Below are 23,656 nucleotides of genomic sequence, written 5' to 3' on the forward strand. Positions count from 1 at the left end.
CCATCACCGGACCCGCAGCCGATCCCACCGTCACCGACAACACCGGCCGGCAACTAAGCGCAGGATCGCTGGCACGCCCACCCACCCAACCCCCGCCCGCTGTCGCAGCCTATCCTGGGCCCACCGGCGAGCGCGCCGACTGGTGGTGGTACGACCCCTTCCAACCCCAACCACCACCAACCAACTGAGTTGGCTGCCGGCCCGGTTCCTGCCGGCACCGGATCGACGCTCAAACTGGTTGGCGCATCAAGGAATTCCGACAACCACACCCGCACCGCCGCCGACCTCGCAACACCCTCCCCACGACCCGCGACAACGTGCACACCATCGTGAGCCAAGACGGGGCAGCGCCACGTGCACTCCGCATTCCTGCGCGCTCACCTAGGCTGCGGCTCAAGACATTCCGCGGCGTGACAACGGTGCGGCGGCCAGCTATGCGGACGCGTGTTCGCGTCCCGCGTCAGTAGTGCGGCGTGCTCACCGGGAATCGATCGGTGTCCGCGGTTTCGGATGGGTCAACGGACTTGCCGTCGCGGGGCAGCAACAAAGCACGAACCAACGGCCGGGGGCCGTAAGGCCGAAGTAGCTGACTGGCCGGCCGGGTCCGCACTCGCTGCGGCCACCAGAACCAGCGGCCCATCAGCGCGGCGACGGAGGGCATCATGAACGACCGCACAATCAGCGTGTCGAACAGCAGACCCAGCGCGATCGTGGTGCCGACCTGTCCGATCACCTTCAAGTCGCTGAAGATGAACGAGGCCATGGTGGCGGCGAAGACCAGGCCCGCAGACGTCACGACGGCGCCGGTGCCGGCCATCGACCGGATGATCCCGGTCTTTATTCCGGCGCCGATTTCTTCCTTGAAGCGCGATACCAGCAGCAGGTTGTAATCCGACCCGACGGCCAACAGCAGGATGACCGACATTGCCAGCACCATCCAGTGCAATTCGAAACCGAGAATGTCCTGCCAGACCAGAACGGAAAGCCCGAACGAGGCACCCAACGACAACAGCACCGTGCCGACAATGGTGAACGCCGCCACCACACTTTGGGTAATGATCAGCATGATGATGAAAATCAGACTGGCGGCGGCAATTCCGGCGATCATGAGATCCCACTTGGAACCGTCGCGCATATCCTTCAAGACTGCGGCGGTGCCGCCGAGATAGATCTTGGCGCCTTCCAGCGGAGTTCCCTTGACGGCCTCCTTGGCCGCCTTCAAGATCGGCTCGACGTGCGAGATGCCTTCGGGGGTAGCCGGATCACCTTCGTGGGAGATGATGAAGCGGACCGCCTGCCCGTCCGGCGACAAGAACATCCTCAGACCCCGTTTGAAGTCGGGGTTGTCGAAAACCTCCGGCGGTATATAGAAGGAGTCGTCGTTGCGCGACGCGTCGAAAGCCTGCCCCATCGCCGTCGAATTCTTGGTCATCTCGTCCATCTGGTCATACAGCGACGACATCGAACTGTGCATGGTCAGCATCATCGTCTTCATCGTCTTCATGGTCGCGATCTGCGGCGGCAGCTGGGCAAGCATCTGCGGCATCAACACGTCCAATTGGTCCAAGTTGCCGGAGAGTTCCGCCAGCTTCTCGTCGATCTGGTCAAGACCGTCCAGCGCATCGAATATCGACCGGAGCGACCAGCAGATCGGAATGTCGTAGCAGTGTCGTTCCCAGTAGAAGTAACTGCGAATCGGCCGCCAGAAATCGTCGAAATCGGCGATGTGGTCCCGCATTTGGTTGGTGATCTCAACCATTTCATGGGTCAGCGTGTCCATGTTGTGGGTGACTTTCACCGTCTGGGCCATGATGTCGTACATCCGCTGCATGGTGTCGATCGACTGCTGCATCGCATCGGCCTGCGTCAGCATGTCGGCCATCCGCTGCTTCATGTACTGCATGTTCTCGACCTGGACAGTGCTTTGCATACTGATCTGGAACGGAATCGACGTGTGCTCGATCGGTCTGCCCAACGGCCGGGTGATCGCCTGCACCCGCCCGATACCGGGCACATGAAAGACGGCTTTGGCTATCCGGTCGATGACCAGCATGTCGGCCGAATTGCGCATATCGTGATCGGTCTCCACCAAGAGCAGCTCCGGATTCATCCTCGCGTGGGAGAAATGCCGGTCGGCAGCTGCGTAACCTACATTGGCCGGGGTCCACGGCGGCAGATATTTCTTGCTGTCGTAATTCGTCGTGTACCCCGGCAGCGCGAGCAGCCCGATCAGGGCGATCGCGATGGACACGGCCAGGATCGGTCCGGGCCAGCGCACGATTGCGGTACCTACCCGCCGCCAGCCCCTGGTCCGCATCTTGCGCTTCGGGTCGAAGATTTTGAAAAAACTGCCCACGACCAGCACGGCCGGCCCCAGGGTGAGTGCGGCCAGCACCGCTACCAGCATTCCTATTGCGCACGGGGCACCCAGGGTCTGGAAATAGGGAAGCCGGGTGAAGCTGAGACAATACATCGCACCGGCGATGGTCAGGCCGGAGCCGAGGACGACATGCGCGGTTCCGTGGAACATCGTGTAGAACGCCTTTTCCCGGTCCTCACCGAGACCGCGCGCCTCTTGATATCGGCCGAGCACGAATATCGCGTAGTCGGTGCCGGCCGCGATCGCCATCAGCACCAGCAGATTAACCGCGAAGGTGGAAAGCCCGATGATGTTGTAATGCCCCAGGAAAGCAACCACCTGCCGGGCCGCCATCAACTCGATTCCGACCATCACCAAGACCAGCGCCGTCTGGATAATGGATCGGTATACGAAAAGCAGCATCACGATAATCACCAGAAAGGTGATCATCGTGACTTTCTTGACGCCTTTGTCGCCGGACGTGGACTGATCGGCGGTGAGCGCGGCCGCGCCGGTGACATATGCCTTGACACCTGGCGGGGCCGGAACGCTGTCGACGATCTTGCGCACCGCTGCAACCGACTCGTTGGCCAGCGACTCGCCCTGGTTGCCGGCCAGGTTCAGCTGGACGTAGGCCGCCTTGCCGTCGGGGCTCTGCGAACCGGCCGCCGTCAGCGGATCGCCCCAGAAATCCTGGATGTGCTGAACGTGTTTGGTGTCGGCGGAAAGCCTGCGGATCAGTTCGTCGTAATAGTGGTGGGCGGCATCGTCGAGCGGCTTGTCGCCTTCCAGCACGATCATCACCGAGCTGTCGGTGTTGAATTCCTGAAAGACTTTGCCAACGCGCTTCATCGCGACCATCGATTCCGCATTGCTGGGGCTCAACGACACGGTGTGGTCTTGGCCGACCTGTTCCAGCGACGGTACGAAAATGCTGAGAACAACGACGAGTCCGATCCAGAGAAGCACGATCGGCACCGCAAGGCGGTGAATTATCCGGGCAAACGAGGGCCGTTTCCCGGCCTCGTTTCGGGTTGGGTCCGCGGGACTGTTTTCGGTGGTCGTCTGGATATCGCTCATGCCGATTTCACCAAGCAGAAGGTTTGGGCGTTCACTCCGTTCTCGGACCTTTCGTCCTTGACTTCGCCGTTCACGATGATGCGGCAACCGATCTGGTCGCTGTCGCCTTGCGCCACCACGTTGACGCTCACCGAAGCCAGCGTGGTGGTGACGGAAAGCGTCCAGGGCAGCGGCACGTTACTGGCCCGCTGCGGCTGCGCATTGATGTCCAAATAGTTGATGTTGGCAGTGGTCCCGGGGGGGCCGAAAACCTCGTACACCACATGCTTGGGGTTGAACGGCTTGATGTCGTCGGCAATGCCGCTGGTGATCGGCCCCTTGTCCTGATAGCCGAAAAAGCTGCGCAGGCGGTGGACACTGAAACCCGCCACCGCGACCACGGCAACGATGACGAGCGGGATCCACACTCGCTTCAGCATGTTGGTGACCGAAATCTTTGCCACCCATCACCTTCCGCTCGCCGAGACCGGGACCGTGCGTCCGAGCGCTTCGGCCATCGCGCGCGCCGGGTTTGTCGAACGAATCCAGGGAGCAAACCCGAGGCGGCTGGCAACGGCCGGCGTTCGTGGCCATCCCACCCAGATGGTTTGTTGCACTAAGTATCTTAAACGTACCCGTGGCGGGCCGCAGAACCTCGCCCTCGCGACAGTCCCAACCGGTTGTGATCTGGTCACGAAACTCTCCATCCTCGGTGGCTCAGGGACATTCGGCGGTGAGGCCGAAGCAGGTCGCGGTGAGCAGCCGGGTGAGGGCGGAGGCGAAGTCGAGGTTCCACTCGGGCGGCAGGACGTCCGGCTCCTCGGCGTAGGCGTCGGTGAGCCGCTCCGGCGGATTGGCGATCTGCCACAGCGTGGCCGCCAACGAGTAAGCCGCCAACAGAATGTCGAAGGCCCCGGAACGCCCGAGCGCCGGCAGCGCATTCTCGATCGCGTCCGCGAGCGCGATCACCGCGGCGGTGCTGGTGCGCTTTACCTCGACCACCCGGTCGACATCCACCTCGTGTTCGAGGTGCAGATGCAGATTGGCCAGCAGGTCACAGAACAGCGGATCGGCGGCCAGGCCGTCGGCCAGGGCTGCGGCCACCCGGGAATGCGACATCGGGCCGGGCTCGCTCAGGCTCTCGCATACCGTCTTCGACCACCGCACCCAGCCCTCGGCAGCGAGGTGCAGCAGGACCTCCTTGTGGGAGGTGAAATAGCGGCGCACCGCCGAGTAGTGAATGCCGGCGCGGTTGGCGACGGCGGTCAAGGTCACCGACGCCACCCCGGTTTCGGATGCCAGCGAACGCGCCGCATCCATCAACGCCGCGGCACGCCGGCGTTTGTTCTCCTCGGTGCGGGCGCGCCGGAACGTCAGTTGCGCCACTGGCAGAGGATAACGCACATCGTGTGATTTGAGAGCAGTAAGCCGGCCGGGTAGCGTGCCGTTACGCACGTGGTATGCGTTACACTGCCGCCGTGCGGGGAAGGAGCCGCGCTCCGCACCGCAATGGTTTACTTAGGCAAGGCTAGGCACAGTAATGGCGTGCTCGAGGTGATTCAGGGTGACCCGCGACGAGTAGCTCGTCGCGGCAACCGGCATCGCTGATCGGGTGCGTCGCGGCTGATCGGGCGCGTCGCGGTGCTCTGTCGTTGAAAGCTCGGAAGGACGTCATCAGGGGCGAGTATGGTTCGCCCGTAGCAAATACCAACCGGCGAAAGGACTTGAGATCTTCAAGGTGCTGTCGCGGACATGGATCGCGCTGGTAATCCTGGCGGTGGTCATCGCCGGGGGGTTCACCGTGCACCGGATTCGCGGCTTCTTCGCATCCGAGAAACGCGAGTCCTATTCCGACAGCAACCTCGACAGCAAACCGTTCAACCCCAAACAGATCACCTACGAAGTCTTCGGCCCACCCGAAACGGTCGCCGATATCAGCTATTTCGATGTCAATTCCGACCCGCAACGGGTCGATCAAGCGGTGCTACCGTGGTCGTTGCACTTCACCACGAACTTGGCGGCAGTGATGGGAAACCTTGTGGCTCAAGGTGACAGCGACAGCATCGGTTGCCGGATCACTGTGGACGGCGTGGTCAAGGCGGAGAAGGTTTCGCACGGGGTCAATGCCTACACCTACTGCCTGGTGAAGTCGGCGTGAGCTTCAAGTACGCGAACGACCCCGACACCGGCACCCATGCCGAAAAGCCGTTGATCGCGCGGATCATCCACGCGTTCGCGGTGCCGATCATTCTCGGCTGGCTCGCGATCTGCGTTGCGCTCAGCGTTTTCGTCCCGTCGCTGGAAGAAGTCGGGCAAGAGCGCTCGGTGTCGCTGAGCCCCAAGGAAGCGCCGTCGTACCAGGCCATGAAGCACATCGGGCAGGCGTTCAACGAAGGCAACACCGACAGCGTCGCCATGATCGTCCTGGAGGGCAACCAGCCACTCGGCGACGAGGCCCACAAGTACTACGACGTTCTCATCCGCAAACTGCGAGCCGATACCAAGCATGTCCAGAGCGTCCAGGACTTCTGGGGAGATCCGCTCACGGCGGCCGGGGCGCAAAGCAACGACGGCAAAGCCACCTACGTCCAGTTGAATCTCGCCGGCAACCAAGGCGAGCCGTTGGCCAACGAGTCCGTCGAAGCGGTGCGCAAGATCGTCGCGGACACGCCGGCGCCGCCAGGAGTGACGACGTATGTCACCGGCGCGGCGGCGATGGTCGCCGACATGCACCACAGTGGCGACAAGTCGATGATGAAGATCACCATCACCACGGTCGCCGTGATCTTCATGATGCTGCTGCTGGTATACCGCTCGCCGATAACCGTCGTCATGCTGTTGCTGACGGTCGGGGTGGAATTGACCGCGGCCCGGGGAGTGGTCGCGCTGTTCGGACACCTCGGGGCCATGGGACTGTCCACCTTTGCGGTCAGCCTGCTGACCTCACTGGCGATCGCCGCCGGCACCGACTACGGCATCTTCATCTTCGGGCGCTACCAGGAAGCACGCCAGGCCGGCGAAGACCGGGAAACCGCCTTCTACACGATGTACCGCGGCACCGCCCACGTCATCCTGGGCTCCGGATTGACGATCGCCGGCGCGACCTTCTGCCTCAAGTTCGCCCGGATGCCCTACTTCGAAACCCTCGGCATCCCCTGTGCGGTGGGGATGCTGGTGGCGGTCTTCGCGGCACTGACGCTGGGGCCCGCGGTGCTGACCGTGGGCAGCCGATTCGGGCTGTTCGACCCCAAGCGGCTGCTGAAGGTTCGCGGCTGGCGCCGGGTCGGCACGGTGGTGGTGCGGTGGCCGCTGCCCGTTCTCGCCGCCACCTGCGCCGTCGCCCTGGTCGGTCTGCTCGCGCTGCCCGGATACCGGACCAACTACAACGACCGCGCCTACCTGCCCAACTTCATCCCCGCCAACCAAGGGTTCACCGCTGCGGAACGCCATTTCTCGCAGGCCCGGATGAAGCCCGACGTGTTGATGATCGAGTCCGATCACGACATGCGAAATCCTGCCGACTTTCTGGTGCTCGACAAGCTGGCCAAAGGAATCTTCCGGGTTCCCGGCGTATCCCGGGTGCAGGCGATCACCAGGCCCGACGGAACGGCGATGGACCACACGTCGATCCCGTTTCTGATCAGCATGCAAAACGCCGGTCAGGTGCAGACCCTGAAGTACCAGCGCGACCGGATCGACGACATGCTCAAGCAGGCCGACGAGATGGCCAAGACCATCGCGATCATGCAGCAGATGTACAGCCTGATGTCGCAACTCGCCGAGAACACCCACCGCATCGCCGGCGACACCGAAGAGATGCAGCAGATCACCAATGAGCTGCGCGACCATATCGCGGACTTCGATGATTTCTGGCGCCCGATCCGCAGCTACTTCTACTGGGAGAAGCACTGTTACGACATCCCCATCTGCTGGTCCTTCAGGTCGATATTCGACGCGCTGGACGGGCTCGACCAGGTTGACGAGAAGCTCAGCGATCTGGTGGCCGATACCAAGAACATTGACCGGCTGATGCCGCAGATGCTCGCGACGTTCCCGCCGATGATCGACAGCATGGAGAGCATGCGGATCATGATGCTGACCATGCACAGCACCATGGCCGGCTTCTACGACCAGATGAACGAGATGAGCGACAACGCGAACGCCATGGGCAAGGCGTTCGATGCGGCCAAGAACGACGACTCGTTCTACCTGCCGCCGGAGGTCTTCAAGAACAAGGACTTCCAGCGCGCCATGAAGTCGTTCCTGTCACCCGACGGGCACGCCGCCCGCTTCATCATTTTGCACCGGGGAGATCCGCAATCGCCCGAGGGAATCGCGAGCGTCAGTGCGATACGCACCGCGGCCGAGGAGTCGCTCAAGGGAACCCCGCTGGAAGACGCCAAGATCTATCTGGCCGGGACGGCGGCCGTCTTCTACGACATCTCCGACGGGGCCAAATGGGACCTCCTTATCGCCGGGATTTCCTCGCTGTGCCTGATTTTCATCATCATGCTGATCTTGACCCGCGCCTTTGTCGCGGCGGCGGTGATCGTGGGCACGGTGGCGCTGTCCCTGGGCGCCTCGTTCGGGCTGTCGGTGCTGTTGTGGCAGCACATTCTCAGCATCGAGTTGCACTACATGGTGCTCGCCATGTCCGTCATCGTGCTGCTGGCCGTGGGTTCTGACTACAACCTGCTGCTGGTTTCCCGGTTCAAGGAGGAAATCAGCGCCGGGCTGAATACCGGCATCATTCGCGCGATGGGCGGTACCGGCAAGGTCGTGACCAATGCCGGGCTGGTGTTCGCGTTCACCATGGCCTCCATGGCCGTCAGCGATCTGCGGGTGATCGGCCAGGTGGGCACCACCATCGGCCTGGGTCTGCTGTTCGACACGCTGATCGTGCGTTCGTTCATGACGCCCTCCATCGCCGCGCTGCTGGGCCGCTGGTTCTGGTGGCCGATGAAGGTGCGTTCGCGGCCGGCCCGAATCCGTTCGGCACTAAGGGGTCCCGGAGAGGAGCCGCAAACGGACCGGCTGATGGCGATGAGCGGCGAACATTAGGCCGGTTAGCCGTCCCATCCGCGCTGCCGGCGGTTCCGAATACCTGATGTGCAGGAACGACATCCCCCGAGACGCTCGATAGCGGTCATCGGCAGCGGCGTCGCCGGCCTCACCGCCGCCTACGTGCTGTCCGGACGTGACCGAGTCACCTTGTACGAGGCCGACACCCGGCTCGGCGGACATGCCCACACCCACTACGTCGATCGCGACGACGGGACGGGTAATGGCGGTCTGGTAGCCGTCGACTCGGCGTTCCTGGTGCACAACGACCGCACTTACCCGACGCTGTGCCGACTGTTCGACGACCTGGGCGTGGCCACCCAGGAGTCGGACATGTCAATGTCGGTGCGCGCCGACGACATCGGCCTCGAATATGCCGGGGCACTGGGAGTCCGGGGACTGTTCGCGTGCCGGCAGGCGCTGCGGCCCCGCTACCTGTTGATGCTGGCCGAGATCCTGCGCTTCCACCGCGCCGCCTCCCGACTGCTGCTCGCGGAACCGGGCGACGAACCAGAGACATTGGAAGCGTTCCTCAAGCGGCACCGCTTCTCGCCATTTTTCGTCGACTACTTCATCACTCCCCTGGTGGCCGCGGTGTGGTCGTGCGCGAGCGCAGATGCGTTGCGCTACCCGGCCAGGTATCTGTTCGTCTTCCTCGACCATCACGGGATGTTGTCGGTGTTCGGCTCGCCCACCTGGCGCACCGTCACCGGGGGTTCGGCGGCCTACGTCCAGGCGATCACCTCACGTCTGCCCGAGGTGTCAACGGGCGCACCGGTGCATTCGCTGCGCCGGGTGGCCGGCGGCGTGGTGGTCCGAGCCGGTCACGACGCCCCGCGAGAGTTCGACGCGGCCGTGGTCGCCGTGCATCCCGACCAGGCGCTGCTGCTACTCGACCAGCCGACTGCCTGGGAGCGCCACGTGCTGGGCGCGATTCCCTATTCGACAAACCGGGCCCAGCTGCACACCGACGAGTCGGTGCTGCCCCGGCACCCCGGCGCCCGCGCGTCGTGGAACTACCTGGTGACACCGGGCACCGACCACGTGGTGGTCAGCTACGACGTCAGCAGGCTGATGCGCATCGACGACAACCGCCGGTTCCTGGTCACCCTCGGCGGCCATGACCGGGTGGACCCCGGGTCGGTGCTAGCCGAGATGACCTACAGCCATCCGCTGTACACACCGGAATCGGTTGCGGCCCAACATCTATTGCCTACACTCGATGATGATCGGGTGGTGTTCGCCGGGGCCTATCACGGCTGGGGGTTCCACGAGGACGGCGCCGCCTCCGGGCTGCGGGCGGCCCGCCGGCTCGGGGCGGACTGGCCGGCCGCAACCCGAAGGGAGGTGGTGCCATGCTGACTCCGGCGATCTACCGCACCACCATCACCCATGCGCGACGGGCCCCGGTGCACCACTCGTTCGAATATCGAAGCTACAGCTGGTATGTCGACGTCGACGACCTGCCGCGGCTGCCGTGGTGGCTACGACCGTTCGCCCGATTTCGCGCCGACGACCACTTCACCGGGACGCCGCACGGTTCATTGCGGGACCGGTTGGAGGCGTTCTTCAACGATCGCGGCGTCGCTGTTCCCGACGGCAAGATCACCGCGCTGCTGCAGGCGCGCGTGCTCGGGCATGTCTTCAACCCGTTGAGCGTCTATTGGTGTCACGACCGTGACGGCCGGGTGCGCCATGTGGTGGCCGAAGTGCACAACACCTATGGGGAACGGCACGCGTACCTGCTGCCGCCGGCCGACCTGCCCGTGGTGACGGCCAAGAAGTTCTACGTCTCGCCATTCAACGATGTCGACGGATACTACGTGGTGCGGGCGCCACGGCCCGGCCGCGAGGTCGACGTCACGGTTGCGCTACACGGCGAAAACCACCCGGCGTTCCCGGTTTTCAACGCGAACCTTCGCGGGACGCGACGACCCGCGACAACCAAAGAAGTCGCGCTCATGCAATGCATTTCACCGTTGGCCCCGTTGGTGGTGGCCGCCCGTATCCGGATACAGGGGATCAAGTTGTGGTTACGTCGAGTTCCAGTGGTACCGCGATGAGCATCGAAACGATCCGAACACCTTCGGTCACAATAGATTCCGAGCGCTGGCCGGCTGTCGCCGAGGTGCCGTCCGGACCGGTCGCCGCGGTGTCGGCGGCCATCGCCGACTGGCTGTTGCGTCGCGCGGTCGCCCGACTGCCGCTGCGACTGGTTTACCCGGACGGCACGGCGATCGGCGCCGGCGACGCCACGTCGGCGACGCTGACGGTTCACCGCCCGCAGGCGCTGGCACGACGGATCGGGCGGCACGGCCTGATCGGCTTCGGCGAATCCTACCTGGCCGGTGATTGGTCGTCGGAGGATCTCACCAGGGTGCTGACGGTCCTCGCCGAGTCGGTGGCCGACCTGGTGCCGGGCCCGCTGCAGTGGCTGCGTCCGCTGGCGCCGGCGTTCGAGCCGACGCGGCGCGGTCCCAGCCGCGATCAGGCCCGCCGCAATGTCGCCGAGCACTATGATCTGTCGAACGACCTGTTCGCTGAGTTCCTCGACGAGACCATGACATATTCGTCCGCGCTGTTCGACGATCTTCCCGCCTCGTGGCCCGATTTGGCTGCCGCCCAACGGCGTAAGATCGATCGGCTGCTCGACCTGGCCGGTGTCGGACCGGGCAGCCGGGTGCTCGAGATCGGTACCGGCTGGGGCGAGCTGTGCATCCGAGCGGCCGCCCGCGGGGCCCGGGTGCGGTCGGTCACGTTATCGGTGGAACAGCAGCGGCTGGCGCGTCAGCGGGTCGCCGCCGAGGGTCTGTCCCATCGGGTGCAGATCGACTTGTGCGACTACCGCGATGCCCGGTCGGGGCATGAGCCTTATGACGCGATACTCTCGGTCGAGATGATCGAGGCCGTCGGATACCGCTCCTGGCCAACGTATTTCGCGACGCTGGATCAGCTGGTGCGCCCGGGCGGCCGAGTGGCGATCCAGGCGATCACCATGCCCCACGACCGGATGCTGGCCACCCGCAACACCCGCACCTGGATCCAGAAGTACATCTTCCCCGGCGGACTGTTGCCGTCCACGCAGGCCATCGCGGCGATCACCGAGCGCCACACCAGCCTGCGCACTGTCGACACCGCCTCGCTGCGACCGCACTACGCCGAGACCCTGCGGCTGTGGCGGGAGCGGTTCGTCGAGCGGCGAGACCGGTTGGCACACTTGGGTTTCGACGAGGTGTTCGCCCGGATGTGGGAGTTCTACCTGGCCTACTCCGAGGCGGGATTCCGGTCCGGGTACCTCGATGTCGTCCAGTGGACGTTCGAGCGCAAGGATGACCGGTGAACGAGACCGACATCTTCCTGGTATCGGGCGCTGCGGCGCTGGCACTGGTCGCGGTGCATTCGACGGCATTCCTGATCGGCAAGTGGCTCGGCCGCTACAACGTCGTCGACGTCGCCTGGGGGTTGGGGTTCATCGCAGTAGCAGCGGTGGCGGCCGTATTCGGCACCGGAGACCCGACCCGGCGGTGGCTGCTGCTGGCACTGGTGACGGTGTGGGGTCTGCGGCTGAGCTGGCACATGTACCGCAAGACCGCCGGCAAGGGTGAGGATCCCCGCTACGCCGATCTGCTGCGCGGTGCCACCACAGCTCAGGTGCTGCGCAAGGTCTTCGGACTGCAGGCATTCCTGACGCTGTTCATCTCCTTCCCGCTGCAGTTGTCGGCGGTCACCGGGCCCACCCCGAAGCCATTGCTGGCGGTCACCGGTGTGGGCGTGGCGGTGTGGCTGGTCGGGCTCGTCTTCGAAGCGCTCGGCGACCGCCAGTTGCGGGTCTTCAAATCCGACCCGGCCAATCGCGGGGCCATCATGGACCGCGGCCTGTGGGCCTGGACCCGCCACCCCAATTACTTCGGTGACGCCTGTGTCTGGTGGGGGTTGTGGCTGATCACCATCAACGGCTGGGTGCCGCTGCTCACGGTGGTCTCGCCGTTGTTGATGACCTACTTCCTGGTCGACGTGAGCGGGGCCCGGCTGACCGAGAAGTATATGAAGGGCCGTCCCGGTTTCGGCGAATACCAGCGCCGGACAGCGTATTTCGTGCCGCGGCCACCGCGATCGGCGCGTCAGTTATGACCGGTGTGGCGATTTCGGTGCTGGTTGACGATAGGCTACCGTCGATGACGGGACCGCCACGGCTGAGCAGCGACCTCAGCGCCCTGTTGCACCAGATCGCACGGGGCGACCGCGACGCGTTCGCAACGTTCTACGACCACACCAAAACCCGGGTGTACGGACTGGTGACGCGGGTGTTGCGGGACCCGGGCTACAGCGAAGAAACCACTCAGGAGATCTATCTCGAGGTGTGGCGCACGGCGTCGGAGTACGACGCCGTCAAAGGCTCGCCGCTGGCCTGGTTGCTGACCATGGCACACCGGCGCGCCGTCGACCGGGTACGTGCCGAGCAAGCCGGCAGCCAGCGGGAATCACGCTACGGCGTGGCCAATATCGACCCGGCGAGTGACGTCGTCGCCGACTCCGCGATCGCCGGTGACGAACGCCGCCGGGTCGCCGCCTGCCTGGGCGGGTTGACCGACGCGCAGCGGGAGTGCATCGAACTGGCCTACTACGGCGGCCTGACGTACGCCGAGGTGTCGCACCGGCTGGCCACCAACCTGTCGACGATCAAATCTCGCATGCGGGACGCGTTGCGCGGTCTGCGGAACTGCCTGGGTATGTCATGACCGAGCCGACCGATTTCGGACTGTTGGAGCTGGCGATCCCGTATGCCCTGCATGCGATGTCCGACGAGGAGCGAGTCGACATCGAGCGAATGGTCGCCGCTGCGCCGTCGGCGGTGACGGCCGCCTTCAACGAAGAAGTTCGCGCGGTTCGCGAGACGATGGCGATAGTGTCGGCGACGACGGCCACCGAACCGCCGGAAGGTCTGCGCGCGGCCGTCCTGGACAGCGTCAAGCCAACCACCGGCCGCCGTCAGTCACGTTGGCGTACGGCCGTTTTCGCGTCCGCAGCCGCTATCGTGGTAGGGCTGGGCGCGTTCGGCCTGGGGACAGTGCTGCGGCCGCCGGCGCCGCCCACGGTCGCCGAGCAGGTCCTGGGCGCACCGGATGTGCAGACGGTCTCCCGCCCGTTGGGCAACGGGACCGCCACGGTGATGTTCTCCCACGACCGCAATGCCGGCGTGCTGGTGATGAACAACGTGCCGCCACCGTCCCCGGGCACCGTCTATCAGATGTGGCTGCTGGGCGCCAACGGTCCGACCTCGGCGGGGACCATGGGCCCGGCGGCGGTGGCGCCGTCGACGAAGGCCACGCTGACCAACCTCGGGAACTCGACCGCGCTGGCGTTCACCGTCGAACCCGGCACCGGTTCTACGCAGCCGACCGGCGCGATCTTGGCCGAGCTGCCGCTGCGTTAGTACGGTGCCGGCTCGCCCGGCAGCCATGGCCGCCACTCGCGATCTGGCGACGCTACTTCAGCAGCTACTTCCACAGACTTCCCAGCATCGCGGCCAGCACGCCCAGCGCCACCAGTGCCGCACCGGCGGCCAGCGTCAGGTTCAGCCACAGGTGCAGGCTGCCCTCCGCCGTAGCGACCATGACGTCGGCCACCCGCCGGATATCACCGGTGGTCCGATTGAGCGCGTCGTTGACATACCGGGTGCCGATCTCGATACCCGCCCAGCCGGCGGCGCCGACGAGCAGCGCCGACACGCCGAGGCTGGTCAGCGCCTTGCCTCGGCGGCGCGCGGTGGCCAGCATCAGCAACGCGCAGCCGGCACTCGATGCTGCGGCGCCGATACTGACCCACGGGCCCCACACCGCCAGCCGCCGCAGCTGTCCCTGGTGCACCGACTCAGGCAGCGACACCGTCAGCGGAACCTTCAGTGTCGCCGGCACCGTGACGTGGTAGCCGCTCAAAACCTGCTGCATCGAGCTGTCGTTGAGCATCGGGGCCAGATCAACCACCCATTGGTCACCGGTGCGGCCGGACTGCGGCTCGCCGAACAACCAGCGGTGCGCGACCCGGTTGGCCTGGGCGAACAGCGGCGGAAACGCGGGGCCGGCGGTGAATGCGGCCGCGGCATCGTGCACGGTCGAGCTGTCGACCGGATGGCTCGGATAGCTCGGCCCCCTGCGCTCGGCGATGAGCGCGGTTGCGCGGGTGGTGAGTTCGGCCGCCATGGCGGACTGCAGAACGGGATCGGCCGCGGCGGTCCGGGCCAGCTCGGCGTAGCCGTCCTCGTCGATGATCGTGATCTGCGCCCACGCCGCCGGCACCGCTACCGCCAGCGCGACCGTGGTGGCCAGCCACAACACCAACGTCGCAACGAATCGCACGCCTTGAAACCTACTCGGCAGCTACTGCGCCTGCGGCACGATCCCACGCAGGTAGGCGGCCTGGCCGAGATGTTGTGCGCAGTCGTCGATGATGCTGACCAAGCGCATGCTGGCGGTCACCGGCGGGTCCCAGTTGGTGTCCACGATGCGGGACAGCTCGACCGCGGTCACGCCGGCGACGTATTCGAGGGTGAGCTGGTGCACCGCGTAGTAGTAACCGTGCAGCAGGCCCGCCGGTGCGCGCACCTTGCCCACATCGGCGGGGCTGTGCCCGTAGCCGGTGTCGTCGCGCGGTAGGTCAAGGCCGAACCGGTCGACCCAGCCGTCGCGGGTCCACACCTGTTCCACGCCGGCGATGTGGGCCAGCTGGATGTCCTGGACGCGGGCACTGTGCCAGAGCAACCACGCGATGCTGTTGGCGCTCGGGGTCGGCCGGTAGGTGGCGACGTCGTCGGTCAGGCCGTCGGTGAGGTCGTCGGCGTGTTCGATCAGGCGGGTGAACGCGTCGCGCAGCAGCTCCTGGGCCGGGGCATCGTTGGCATCGGTGCTGGCCATACCGGCGACTTTACGGGCCGGCGCAGGATTCTGGCACCACCCGCCGCGGCGGTCGTAGATTAATTAGATGACCTATGACCTGCTCATCCGCAACGGCACCATCGTCGACGGGTCGGGCGGCGAACCGTATGTCGGCGACGTCGCGGTGCAAGACGGTGTCATCACAGCGGTCGGGTCAGTCAACAGCGAATTCGCCAAGCGGCAGATCGACGCGACCGGTCTGCTGGTCACCCCAGGTTTCGTCGACCTGCATACCCACTACGACGGCCAGGCCATCTGGTCCGACCGGCTGACACCGTCGTCGGCGCACGGGGTGACCACGGTGGTGATGGGCAACTGCGGGGTCGGCTTCGCGCCCTGCCGCCAGCAGGACCACGACGTGCTCGTCGACGTGATGGCCGGCGTGGAGGACATTCCCGGCGTGGTCATGACCGACGGCCTGCCGTGGACCTGGGAAACCTTCCCCGAGTACCTGGACGCGCTCGAGGCGCGCAAACGCGACATCGATGTGGCCGTCTACCTGCCGCATTCTCCGTTGCGGGTTTACGTGATGGGGCAGCGCGGCGCCGACCGCGAACCGGCCACCCCTGAAGACCTGGCCGCGATGCGGGCCCTGGCCAAGGAGGCCGTCGAGGCCGGCGCGCTGGGGTTCGCGTCGTCGCGGCTGACCATCCACAAGACCGAGAGCGGCTCGCCGATCCCCAGCTACGACGCCGCGCGGGAGGAGATCGAGGAGATCGCCAGGGGTGTGGTCGACGGCGGCGGCGGGCTGCTGCAGTTCGTGCCCGACATCCCGGCCGGCGGCTATCAGCCGGTTTTGCAGCTGGTGTTCGACGTCGCCGAGGACTTGGGGCTGCCGGTCACCTTCACGCTGGTGGTCGCCAACGCCGGCAACCGGACGTGGCCGGACGCCATCACCATGGTGGAGAAGGCCAATGCTGCAGGTGGCGATATCACCGCGCAACTGCTGCCCCGCCCGATCGGGCTGATCATCGGGCTGCAGCTGTCCGCCAACCCGTTCGTGCTGTACCCGAGCTACCGGGAGATCGCGCATCTGCCGCTCGCGCAGCGGGTCGCCGAGATGCGCAAGCCCGAGGTGCGTGCGCGCATCCTGGCCGACAAACCCGGCCACGGCCATCCGATCCTGTATGTGGCCCAGGCCTGGGACTGGATCTTCCCGCTGGGCGACAGCCCCGATTACGAGCCGGACCCGTCGGGCAGCATCGGGGCCCGCGCCCGGGCCCGGGGGGTGAACCCGATGGAGGAGGCCTACGACCGGCTGCTCGACGACGACGGTCACGCCATGCTGCTGGTCGCCACGAGCAATCTGGAGAACAACTCGCTGGACACCGTCGGCAAACTGCTGCACCGCGACGACGTGGTGCTCGGCCTCGGCGACGGCGGCGCCCACTACGGCATGATCTGCGACGCCAGCTACTCGACGTATTTCTTGGCGCACTGGGCGCGCGACCGGGCGTCCTGGCGGTTCACGGTGGCCGAGGCCGTGCGCGAACTCACCTCTGTTCCGGCCCGGGTGGCCGGGCTGGCCGACCGCGGACGCATCGCCGTCGGCTACAAGGCCGACCTCAATGTCATCGACCACGGCGCGCTGCGGCTGCACAAACCGGTCATCAGATACGACCTGCCCGCCGGAGGGCGGCGCCTGGACCAGACCGCCGAGGGCTACGTCGCGACCGTCGTCTCGGGCGAGGTGATCGCCGAGAACGGGGTGCCCACCGCCGCCCGACCCGGCAAGCTGGTCCGCGGACGTCGGTCCGCTCCGGTCCCTGCCTGAGCACTTAGGGGGTTCCTGTGCAGCGGGTATGGATATGCAGTTTTCCCGCGCCGATAATGGCCACGTCGAGGGGCTCGGGCGGGTAGTTTGGGCTAGTGACAAACCCGCATTTCGCGTGGTTGCCGCCAGAGATCAATTCGGCATTGATGTTCGCCGGTCCCGGCGCGGGACCGCTCCTTGCCGCGGCCGGGGCCTGGAACGGCTTGGCCGAGGAATTGGCGTCGTCGATGTCGTCGTTCAGCTCGGTAGTCGCCGAGCTGACCAACGGCTCTTGGCTGGGTCCGTCGGCGGCGGCGATGATGGCCGTCGCGACCCAATACATGGCGTGGCTCAGCGCGGCCGCGACGCAGGCCGAGCAAGTCGCGGCTCAGGCCGCGGCCACGGCGACGGCCTTCGAGGCGGCGCTGGCGGCCACGGTGCAGCCCGCGGTGGTCGCGGCCAACCGTGGCCTGATGCAGGTGCTGGCGGCCACGAACTGGCTGGGTTTCAACACTCCGGCCATCATGGACATCGAGGGCGCCTATGAGCAGATGTGGGCGATGGATGTGGCAGCGATGGCGGCATACCACGCCGACGCCTCCGCGGCCGCCTCACTATTGGCGCCCTGGCAACAGGTGCTGCGCAACCTCGGCATCGACATCGGCAAGAACGGCGCGATCAACCTCGGCTTCGGCAACACCGGCAGGGGAAACATCGGTATCGGCAACACCGGCAGCGGCAACCTGGGCATCGGCAACACCGGCAGCAGCAACATCGGCAGCGGCAACACCGGCAACAACAACGTCGGCGTGGGCAACCTGGGCAATAGCAACATCGGCTTCGCCAGTACCGGCAATCGTGACGTCGGGTTTGGGCTGACCGGCAATAACCAGGTCGGTTTCGGCGGCTTCAATTCCGGTAGCGGCAACATCGGCTTCGGTAACTCCGGCACCGGCAACGTCGGCTTTTTCAACTCCGGCAACGGGAACCTGGGAATCGGCAACTCGGGCTTCCTCAATAACGGGTTTGGGAACTCGGGAAACATCAACACCGGCTTCGGCAACGGCGCCATGAGCGCGGGCCTGTGGCAATCAGTGATGCAAAACAACGTGCCGGGCACGGCCGGCTTGGACGTGGGCTTGGCCAACTCCGCGAGCTACGCAACCGGTGGCACGGCGACCTTGAGCTCGAGCATTCTCAGCTCCGCCCTCGGTCAGACGGGCGGCGTGCACCCGGGTCTGGCAAACGCGCTCAACCCGGCCCCGGCCACACCCCCGGCGGCAACGCCGATCACCCCTCCCGCCGCAGTTGACCCCGCGGCCGCGACCAGCGGCGGCGCCAATGCCGGCACCGGCTCACCGGCGAATGCCGGACTGCGAAGCGCGGGCAGCGGGTACACCGGTTTCTACAACTCGGGCAGCAACGATTCGGCTGTGCGCAACACCCCCGTCCGTGAGCCGGTCAGCGGCGCTCCGGGCGTTCCTGGGTCGGGCATCCCCAAGTCGACCTTCTACCCCAGCCGCGAACCGGCCGACCCCGGCACCGGCATCAAGCTGCCGGTCCGGTCAGACTAGCCCCGACTAGCTAGCCCCGATCGGCCCCGACCAGCTCAGCAGCGCACGTCGGCCCGTCTTTACCGGCGCCTATCCTCGATTGCATGGGTGCCAAAAAGGTAGACCTCACGCGGTTGGCCGCCGCCTTGGCCGACTACCCCTTCGCCTACCTGATCACCGTCGATGACGACTACCGCGCGCACACCGTGACCGTCGAGCCGGTACTGCGCGGGGCCGTCCTCGACGTGGGGCTGGTCGGCGGAGGAACCCGCAAGAACCTGGCGCAGCGCCGCGACGTGACGCTGCTGTGGCCCCCGCGTGAGCCCGGCGGCTATTCGCTGATCGTTGACGGCAGCGCCGAAGTAACAGGAGCCGGTGAGGAGACCGTCCGTCTGGGGGTGGTGCCCACCCGCGCGCTGCTGCACCGCGAGGCCGAACCCGACTCCCCCGCGGCGGCCAAGGGATGCCGCCACGACTGCGTGGTGTTCTCGGCGCCGTAGCGTGCCCCGCGCGCGTGTCCAGTCTGCGGTCACTGCGTCGAAACTGCGGTGAGCGTCTACGTTGCCTTAGTTCTCTAGCCGGGCACGCAGTCTCGTCGCACGAAAAAGCCCGGCCCCATGACGGGACCGGGCTTTTTCGCTGTCATGGACCTAGAAGTCCATACCTCCCATGTCGCCGCCACCGGGCATGGCGGCCTTTTCCTTCTCCGGCTTGTCGGCAACGACGGCCTCGGTGGTCAGGAACAGCCCCGCGATGGACGCCGCGTTCTGCAGCGCCGACCGGGTCACCTTGACCGGGTCGGCAACGCCGGCCTTGAGCAGGTCCTCGTACACGCCGGTCGCGGCGTTGAGGCCGTGCCCCGCGGGCAGGTTGCGCACCTTCTCCGCGACCACGCCGGGCTCCAGGCCCGAGTTGAACGCGATCTGCTTCAGCGGAGCCTCCAGCGCCACCTTGACGATGTTGGCCCCGGTGGCCTCGTCGCCCTCGAGCTTGAGCTCGTCCAACGTGGGCGCGGCCTGCAGCAGCGTCACACCGCCGCCGGCGACGATGCCCTCCTCGACGGCCGCCTTGGCGTTGCGCACCGCGTCCTCGATGCGGTGCTTGCGCTCCTTGAGTTCCACCTCGGTGGCCGCGCCGGCCTTGATCACCGCAACGCCGCCGGCCAGCTTGGCCAGGCGTTCCTGCAGCTTCTCGCGGTCGTAGTCGGAGTCGCTGTTCTCGATCTCCTGACGGATCTGTGCCACCCGCCCGGCGATGGCGTCGCTGTCGCCGGCGCCCTCGACGATGGTGGTCTCATCTTTGGTGACGACGACCTTGCGAGCCTTGCCGAGCAGGCTCAGGTCGGCGTTCTCCAGGGTCAGGCCGACCTCCTCGCTGATCACCTGACCGCCGGTGAGGATCGCCATGTCCTGCAGCATCGCCTTGCGGCGGTCACCGAAGCCGGGGGCCTTGACCGCCACCGACTTGAAGGTGCCGCGGATCTTGTTGACGACCAGGGTGGACAGCGCCTCGCCCTCGACGTCCTCGGCGATGATCAGCAGCGGCTTGCCGGCCTGGATGACCTTCTCCAGCAGCGGCAGCAGGTCCTTGACCGTCGACACCTTCGAGCTGACCAGCAGGATGTAGGGGTCCTCCAGAACGGCTTCCTGACGCTCGGCGTCGGTGACGAAGTAGCCGGAGATGTAGCCCTTGTCGAACCGCATACCCTCGGTGAGCTCGAGCTGCAGGCCGAAGGTGTTGGACTCCTCGACGGTGATGACACCCTCGTTGCCCACCTTGTCCATCGCCTCGGCGATCAGGTCACCGATCGACTGGTCACCGGCGGAGATTGCCGCAGTGGCCGCGATCTGCTCCTTGGTCTCGACCTCCTTGGCGCCCTTGAGCAGCGTCTCGGTGACCTTCTCGACGGCCTTCTCGATGCCGCGCTTCAGGCCCAGCGGGTTGGCGCCGGCCGCGACGTTGCGCAGACCCTCCTTGACCAGCGCCTGAGCGAGCACGGTGGCCGTGGTGGTGCCGTCGCCGGCGACGTCGTCGGTCTTCTTGGCGACTTCCTTGACCAGCTCGGCACCGATCTTCTCGTACGGGTCCTCCAGTTCGATCTCCTTGGCGATGGAAACCCCATCGTTGGTGATCGTGGGGGCGCCCCACTTCTTCTCCAGGACGACGTTGCGGCCCTTGGGTCCCAACGTCACCTTTACCGCGTCGGCGAGGGCATTGAGGCCCCGCTCGAGGCCGCGACGGGCCTCTTCGTCGTACGCAATTGTCTTGGCCATTGCGAAGTGATTCCTCCGGATCGGGAATGAAACCGGGGCCGCCGGGTGGTGACAACCCCGTTACTTACGCTGGCCGGGCGCAGTGCCCGCGACGGACGATCGCAGCTGTTGCGGCTGGACCTCACCGTCCCGACCTAGCACTCGCCGGTGGAGAGTGCCAACGTCATTCTTAGCACTCGCCCATGACGAGTGCAAGGAACGGGTCGGTGATCGATTCCCGCAGCGTCCCGCCTTGAATGGAACGCCACGGCGAATTTCCGAGCGGATTTTCGCCGTGGCGTTACGCTCGGCGGCTCGGTGCGGGCAAGCTGGCGATCCACGGCTTCCGCAACGACTCCGACCAGCCGGCGTCGATCCTGAACCTGTTCGCCCCGGGCGCACCTCGCGACGGCTATTTCGAGGGTTTGCCGCCCTGGCCGAGACGTCGGCCAACAGCGCCGGGCGCCCCCGTCGACGCCACTGAGTATCTTGTGCCCCATGACCTCTGACGTCTCGGCGAACCGCAAATGGACGCGGGCCGACATCCCGGATCAAAGCGATCGCGTGGCCGTCGTCACCGGCGCCAACACCGGCCTGGGCTACCACACCGCCGCGGTGCTGGCCTTTCGCGGCGCGCACGTGGTGCTGGCGGTACGCAACCTCGAGAAGGGCAACGCCGCCCTGGCGCGCATCGTCGCCGCCGCGGGCCGGAATGCCCAGAGAGTAGACGTCACGCTGCAGCAGCTCGACCTGAGCTCGCTGGGTTCGGTGCGCGCCGCCGCCGAGGCGCTGCGTTCGGCGTATCCCCGCATCGACCTGCTGGTCAACAACGCCGGGGTGATGTGGACGCCCAGGCAGGTCACCGAGGATGGGTTCGAGATGCAGTTCGGCACCAATCATCTCGGTCACTTCGCGCTGACTGGCCTGCTGCTCGACCGACTGCTGCCGGTGCGCGGTTCGCGGGTGGTGACGGTCAGCAGTCTGGGCCACCGGATTCGCGCCGCGATCCACTTCGACGACCTGCAGTGGGAACGCGGCTACGACCGCGTCGCCGCCTACGGCCAGTCCAAACTGGCCAACCTGCTGTTCACCTACGAGCTGCAGCGCCGCCTGGCGGCAGATCCCACGGGCGCCACCATCGCCGTCGCCGCCCACCCGGGCGGCTCCAACACCGAATTGGCGCGCCACCTGCCGCGGGTTGTGCGGCCGCTGTCGAACATCTTCGGGCCGGTGCTGTTCCAGAGTGCGGAGACGGGTGCGCTGCCGACATTGCGGGCCGCCACCGATCCGTCCGTCGAGGGCGGGCAGTACTACGGTCCCGACGGTTTCGCCGAGCAGCGCGGCCACCCGAAGCTGGTGCAGTCCAGCGCTGCGTCACATGACGAGGAGCTGCAACACCGCCTGTGGGCGGTCTCCGAGGAGCTCACCGGCGTCCACTTCCCGGTGTAGCGGAACGATAATGGCCGGGTGGGGTCAGACTTGCGATCAGTAGCAGAACACCAGCGCGTCGTCACCGACATGATCCGGGCGCGTCCGGCGGTGACGCTGGCGTTGAGCGAGGCCCAGGGCCTTGTCCTGGCCGGCGACGTGATCGCGCAGCTGTCACTGCCGGTGTTCGACAACTCGGCGATGGACGGATACGCGGTTCGCGCCCAGGACACCGCGGACGCGACGGCCGAGCATCCGGTGACGTTGCCGGTGGCCGAGGACATACCAGCCGGGCGCACCGACCAACTGCGGCTGGCACCCGGCACCGTCCACCGCATCATGACCGGCGCGCCGATACCCTCCGGTGCAACGGCCGTCGTGCCGGTCGAAGCCACCGACGGCGGCGTAACGACGGTGGCGATCCGCCAGCCGGCCACACCGGGCAAGCACATCCGGCGCGCCGGCGAAGACGTCGCCGCCGGCACCACGGTGCTGCACGCCGGTCAACATGCGACGCCGGCCGCGCTGGGTTTGGCCGCGGCGCTGGGGCTGCCCGAACTGACCGTGATTCCGCGCCACCGGGTGCTGGTGGTCTCCACCGGGTCCGAGCTGGTGCCGCCGGGCAGCCCGCTGCGACCGGGGCAGATCTATGAGTCCAACTCCGTCATGCTGGCCGCCGCGGTTCGCGACGCGGGTGCCGCCGTCGTGGCAACCGAGACCGCCGGCGACGACGTCGCACAGTTCGCCGCGATCATCGACCGCTATGCGGGTGACGCCGACCTGATCATCACCAGCGGCGGCGTCAGCGCCGGCGCCTACGAAGTGGTCAAAGACGCCTTCGGCCGGACCGGCGACCAGGGCGTGGAATTCGTCAAGGTGGCCATGCAGCCGGGAATGCCGCAGGGCGTCGGCGTGGTGGCGGGCACACCGATCGTGACCCTCCCGGGCAACCCGGTCAGCGCGCTGGTGTCCTTCGAGGTGTTCATCCGGCCCGCGCTGCGCAAGGCGATGGGTTTTCCCGATGCGATTCGGCCGCGGCGGGCCGCGATGCTCACCGAGTCGGTGACCTCGCCGCGCGGCAAGCGGCAATTCCGGCGGGCGGTACTGGACGCCGACAGCGGGCAGGTCACCAGTTACGGCCCGCCGGCCTCCCATCATCTGCGCTGGCTGGCCTCGGCCAACGCGCTGCTGGACATACCGGAGGACGTCGTCGAGGTGTTCGCCGGAACCGAGCTGCAGGTCTGGGATCTGTCCTGATC

General features: G+C 66.2%; 19 protein-coding genes and 2 pseudogenes. 15 read left to right on the forward strand and 6 right to left on the reverse strand.

Translation table 11 applies throughout. The features are described from left to right. Positions 1 to 188, forward strand: a pseudogene (locus CDN38_RS10585) (hypothetical protein); the annotation flags it as partial. A 272-nt stretch (positions 189 to 460) separates the two neighbouring features. On the opposite strand, the gene CDN38_RS10590 reads toward CDN38_RS10585, so the two are convergent. The 3 genes from CDN38_RS10590 to CDN38_RS10600 form a co-directional block, all read right to left on the reverse strand. Beyond that, a complete protein-coding gene (locus CDN38_RS10590; RefSeq protein ID WP_075510476.1) occupies positions 461 to 3,439 on the reverse strand; it encodes an MMPL/RND family transporter in 2,979 nt (992 codons plus the stop codon). Continuing rightward, entirely contained in the window at positions 3,436 to 3,858 is a 423-nt protein-coding gene (locus tag CDN38_RS10595) for an MmpS family transport accessory protein (protein WP_075510528.1), read from the reverse strand. Before CDN38_RS10595 ends, CDN38_RS10590 begins: the two co-directional genes overlap by 4 nt. Before the next feature lie 277 nt (positions 3,859 to 4,135). After that, complete coding sequence (locus CDN38_RS10600) at positions 4,136 to 4,822, reverse strand: TetR/AcrR family transcriptional regulator (protein ID WP_075510477.1); 687 nt, start codon at positions 4,820 to 4,822, stop codon at positions 4,136 to 4,138. Between the two features lie 334 nt (positions 4,823 to 5,156). On the opposite strand from CDN38_RS10600, the gene CDN38_RS10605 reads away from it, so the two are divergent. The 8 genes from CDN38_RS10605 to CDN38_RS10640 are packed head-to-tail and all read left to right on the forward strand — an operon-like array spanning position 5,157 to position 13,913. Next, positions 5,157 to 5,576, forward strand: a complete 420-nt coding sequence (locus tag CDN38_RS10605; RefSeq protein WP_075510478.1) for an MmpS family transport accessory protein — start codon at positions 5,157 to 5,159, stop codon at positions 5,574 to 5,576. Beyond that, on the forward strand, positions 5,573 to 8,479 hold the full coding sequence (locus CDN38_RS10610) for an MMPL/RND family transporter (protein WP_075510479.1): 2,907 nt from the start codon (positions 5,573 to 5,575) through the stop codon (positions 8,477 to 8,479). The genes CDN38_RS10605 and CDN38_RS10610 overlap by 4 nt, the downstream gene beginning before the upstream one ends. Positions 8,480 to 8,527: 48 nt before the next feature. Next, positions 8,528 to 9,841 carry an NAD(P)/FAD-dependent oxidoreductase gene (locus CDN38_RS10615; RefSeq protein ID WP_099318944.1) on the forward strand — a complete coding sequence of 438 codons (1,314 nt, stop codon included), beginning with the start codon at positions 8,528 to 8,530 and terminating at the stop codon, positions 9,839 to 9,841. After that, entirely contained in the window at positions 9,835 to 10,542 is a 708-nt protein-coding gene (locus CDN38_RS10620) for a DUF1365 domain-containing protein (protein ID WP_075509556.1), read from the forward strand. Before CDN38_RS10615 ends, CDN38_RS10620 begins: the two co-directional genes overlap by 7 nt. Continuing rightward, positions 10,539 to 11,819, forward strand: a complete 1,281-nt coding sequence (locus tag CDN38_RS10625) for a class I SAM-dependent methyltransferase (RefSeq protein WP_099318945.1) — start codon at positions 10,539 to 10,541, stop codon at positions 11,817 to 11,819. Before CDN38_RS10620 ends, CDN38_RS10625 begins: the two co-directional genes overlap by 4 nt. A 17-nt stretch (positions 11,820 to 11,836) precedes the next feature. Beyond that, complete coding sequence (locus tag CDN38_RS10630) at positions 11,837 to 12,610, forward strand: DUF1295 domain-containing protein (protein ID WP_075509572.1); 774 nt, start codon at positions 11,837 to 11,839, stop codon at positions 12,608 to 12,610. A 44-nt stretch (positions 12,611 to 12,654) separates the two neighbouring features. Then, on the forward strand, positions 12,655 to 13,218 hold the full coding sequence (locus CDN38_RS10635) for a sigma-70 family RNA polymerase sigma factor (protein ID WP_075509571.1): 564 nt from the start codon (positions 12,655 to 12,657) through the stop codon (positions 13,216 to 13,218). Next, the gene (locus tag CDN38_RS10640) at positions 13,215 to 13,913 is read left to right on the forward strand and encodes an anti-sigma factor (protein ID WP_075509554.1); all 699 of its coding nucleotides are present in this window, start codon (positions 13,215 to 13,217) and stop codon (positions 13,911 to 13,913) included. Before CDN38_RS10635 ends, CDN38_RS10640 begins: the two co-directional genes overlap by 4 nt. Before the next feature lie 64 nt (positions 13,914 to 13,977). On the opposite strand, the gene CDN38_RS10645 is transcribed toward CDN38_RS10640, so the two are convergent. Beyond that, entirely contained in the window at positions 13,978 to 14,835 is an 858-nt protein-coding gene (locus CDN38_RS10645) for a hypothetical protein (protein ID WP_075509553.1), read from the reverse strand. A gap of 21 nt (positions 14,836 to 14,856) precedes the next feature. After that, positions 14,857 to 15,390 carry a mycothiol transferase gene (locus tag CDN38_RS10650; RefSeq protein ID WP_075509552.1) on the reverse strand — a complete coding sequence of 178 codons (534 nt, stop codon included), beginning with the start codon at positions 15,388 to 15,390 and terminating at the stop codon, positions 14,857 to 14,859. Between the two features lie 67 nt (positions 15,391 to 15,457). On the opposite strand from CDN38_RS10650, the gene CDN38_RS10655 reads away from it, so the two are divergent. The 3 genes from CDN38_RS10655 to CDN38_RS10665 all read left to right on the forward strand — a co-directional run bounded on the left by CDN38_RS10655 (position 15,458) and on the right by CDN38_RS10665 (position 19,217). Further along, positions 15,458 to 17,185: an N-acyl-D-amino-acid deacylase family protein gene (locus CDN38_RS10655; RefSeq protein WP_099318946.1), complete on the forward strand. Its 1,728-nt coding sequence runs from the start codon at positions 15,458 to 15,460 to the stop codon at positions 17,183 to 17,185. A 95-nt stretch (positions 17,186 to 17,280) separates the two neighbouring features. Further along, positions 17,281 to 18,738, forward strand: coding sequence for a capsule stability/integrity protein PPE10 (locus CDN38_RS10660; protein WP_075509550.1), 1,458 nt, complete (start codon positions 17,281 to 17,283; stop codon positions 18,736 to 18,738). A gap of 83 nt (positions 18,739 to 18,821) precedes the next feature. Further along, positions 18,822 to 19,217 (forward strand): hypothetical protein, encoded by a 396-nt coding sequence (locus CDN38_RS10665; protein ID WP_075509549.1) that lies wholly within the window; start codon positions 18,822 to 18,824, stop codon positions 19,215 to 19,217. A gap of 150 nt (positions 19,218 to 19,367) precedes the next feature. Here CDN38_RS10665 and groL read toward each other — a convergent pair whose 3' ends face one another. Continuing rightward, the gene (gene groL, locus CDN38_RS10670; protein WP_063466942.1) at positions 19,368 to 20,990 is read right to left on the reverse strand and encodes a chaperonin GroEL; all 1,623 of its coding nucleotides are present in this window, start codon (positions 20,988 to 20,990) and stop codon (positions 19,368 to 19,370) included. A gap of 314 nt (positions 20,991 to 21,304) precedes the next feature. Here groL and CDN38_RS10680 point away from each other — a divergent pair. The 3 genes and pseudogenes from CDN38_RS10680 to moeA form a co-directional block, all read left to right on the forward strand. After that, positions 21,305 to 21,394: pseudogene (locus CDN38_RS10680) on the forward strand (cupin domain-containing protein); the annotation flags it as partial. A 73-nt stretch (positions 21,395 to 21,467) separates the two neighbouring features. Continuing rightward, complete coding sequence (locus CDN38_RS10685; RefSeq protein ID WP_075509547.1) at positions 21,468 to 22,418, forward strand: SDR family NAD(P)-dependent oxidoreductase; 951 nt, start codon at positions 21,468 to 21,470, stop codon at positions 22,416 to 22,418. A gap of 30 nt (positions 22,419 to 22,448) precedes the next feature. Further along, entirely contained in the window at positions 22,449 to 23,654 is a 1,206-nt protein-coding gene (gene moeA, locus CDN38_RS10690; protein WP_075509546.1) for a molybdopterin molybdotransferase MoeA, read from the forward strand. The last annotated feature ends 2 nt before the right edge of the window (positions 23,655 to 23,656 follow it).

The organism is Mycobacterium ostraviense, from assembly GCF_002705925.1.
Taxonomy (GTDB): Bacteria; Actinomycetota; Actinomycetes; order Mycobacteriales; family Mycobacteriaceae; genus Mycobacterium; species Mycobacterium ostraviense.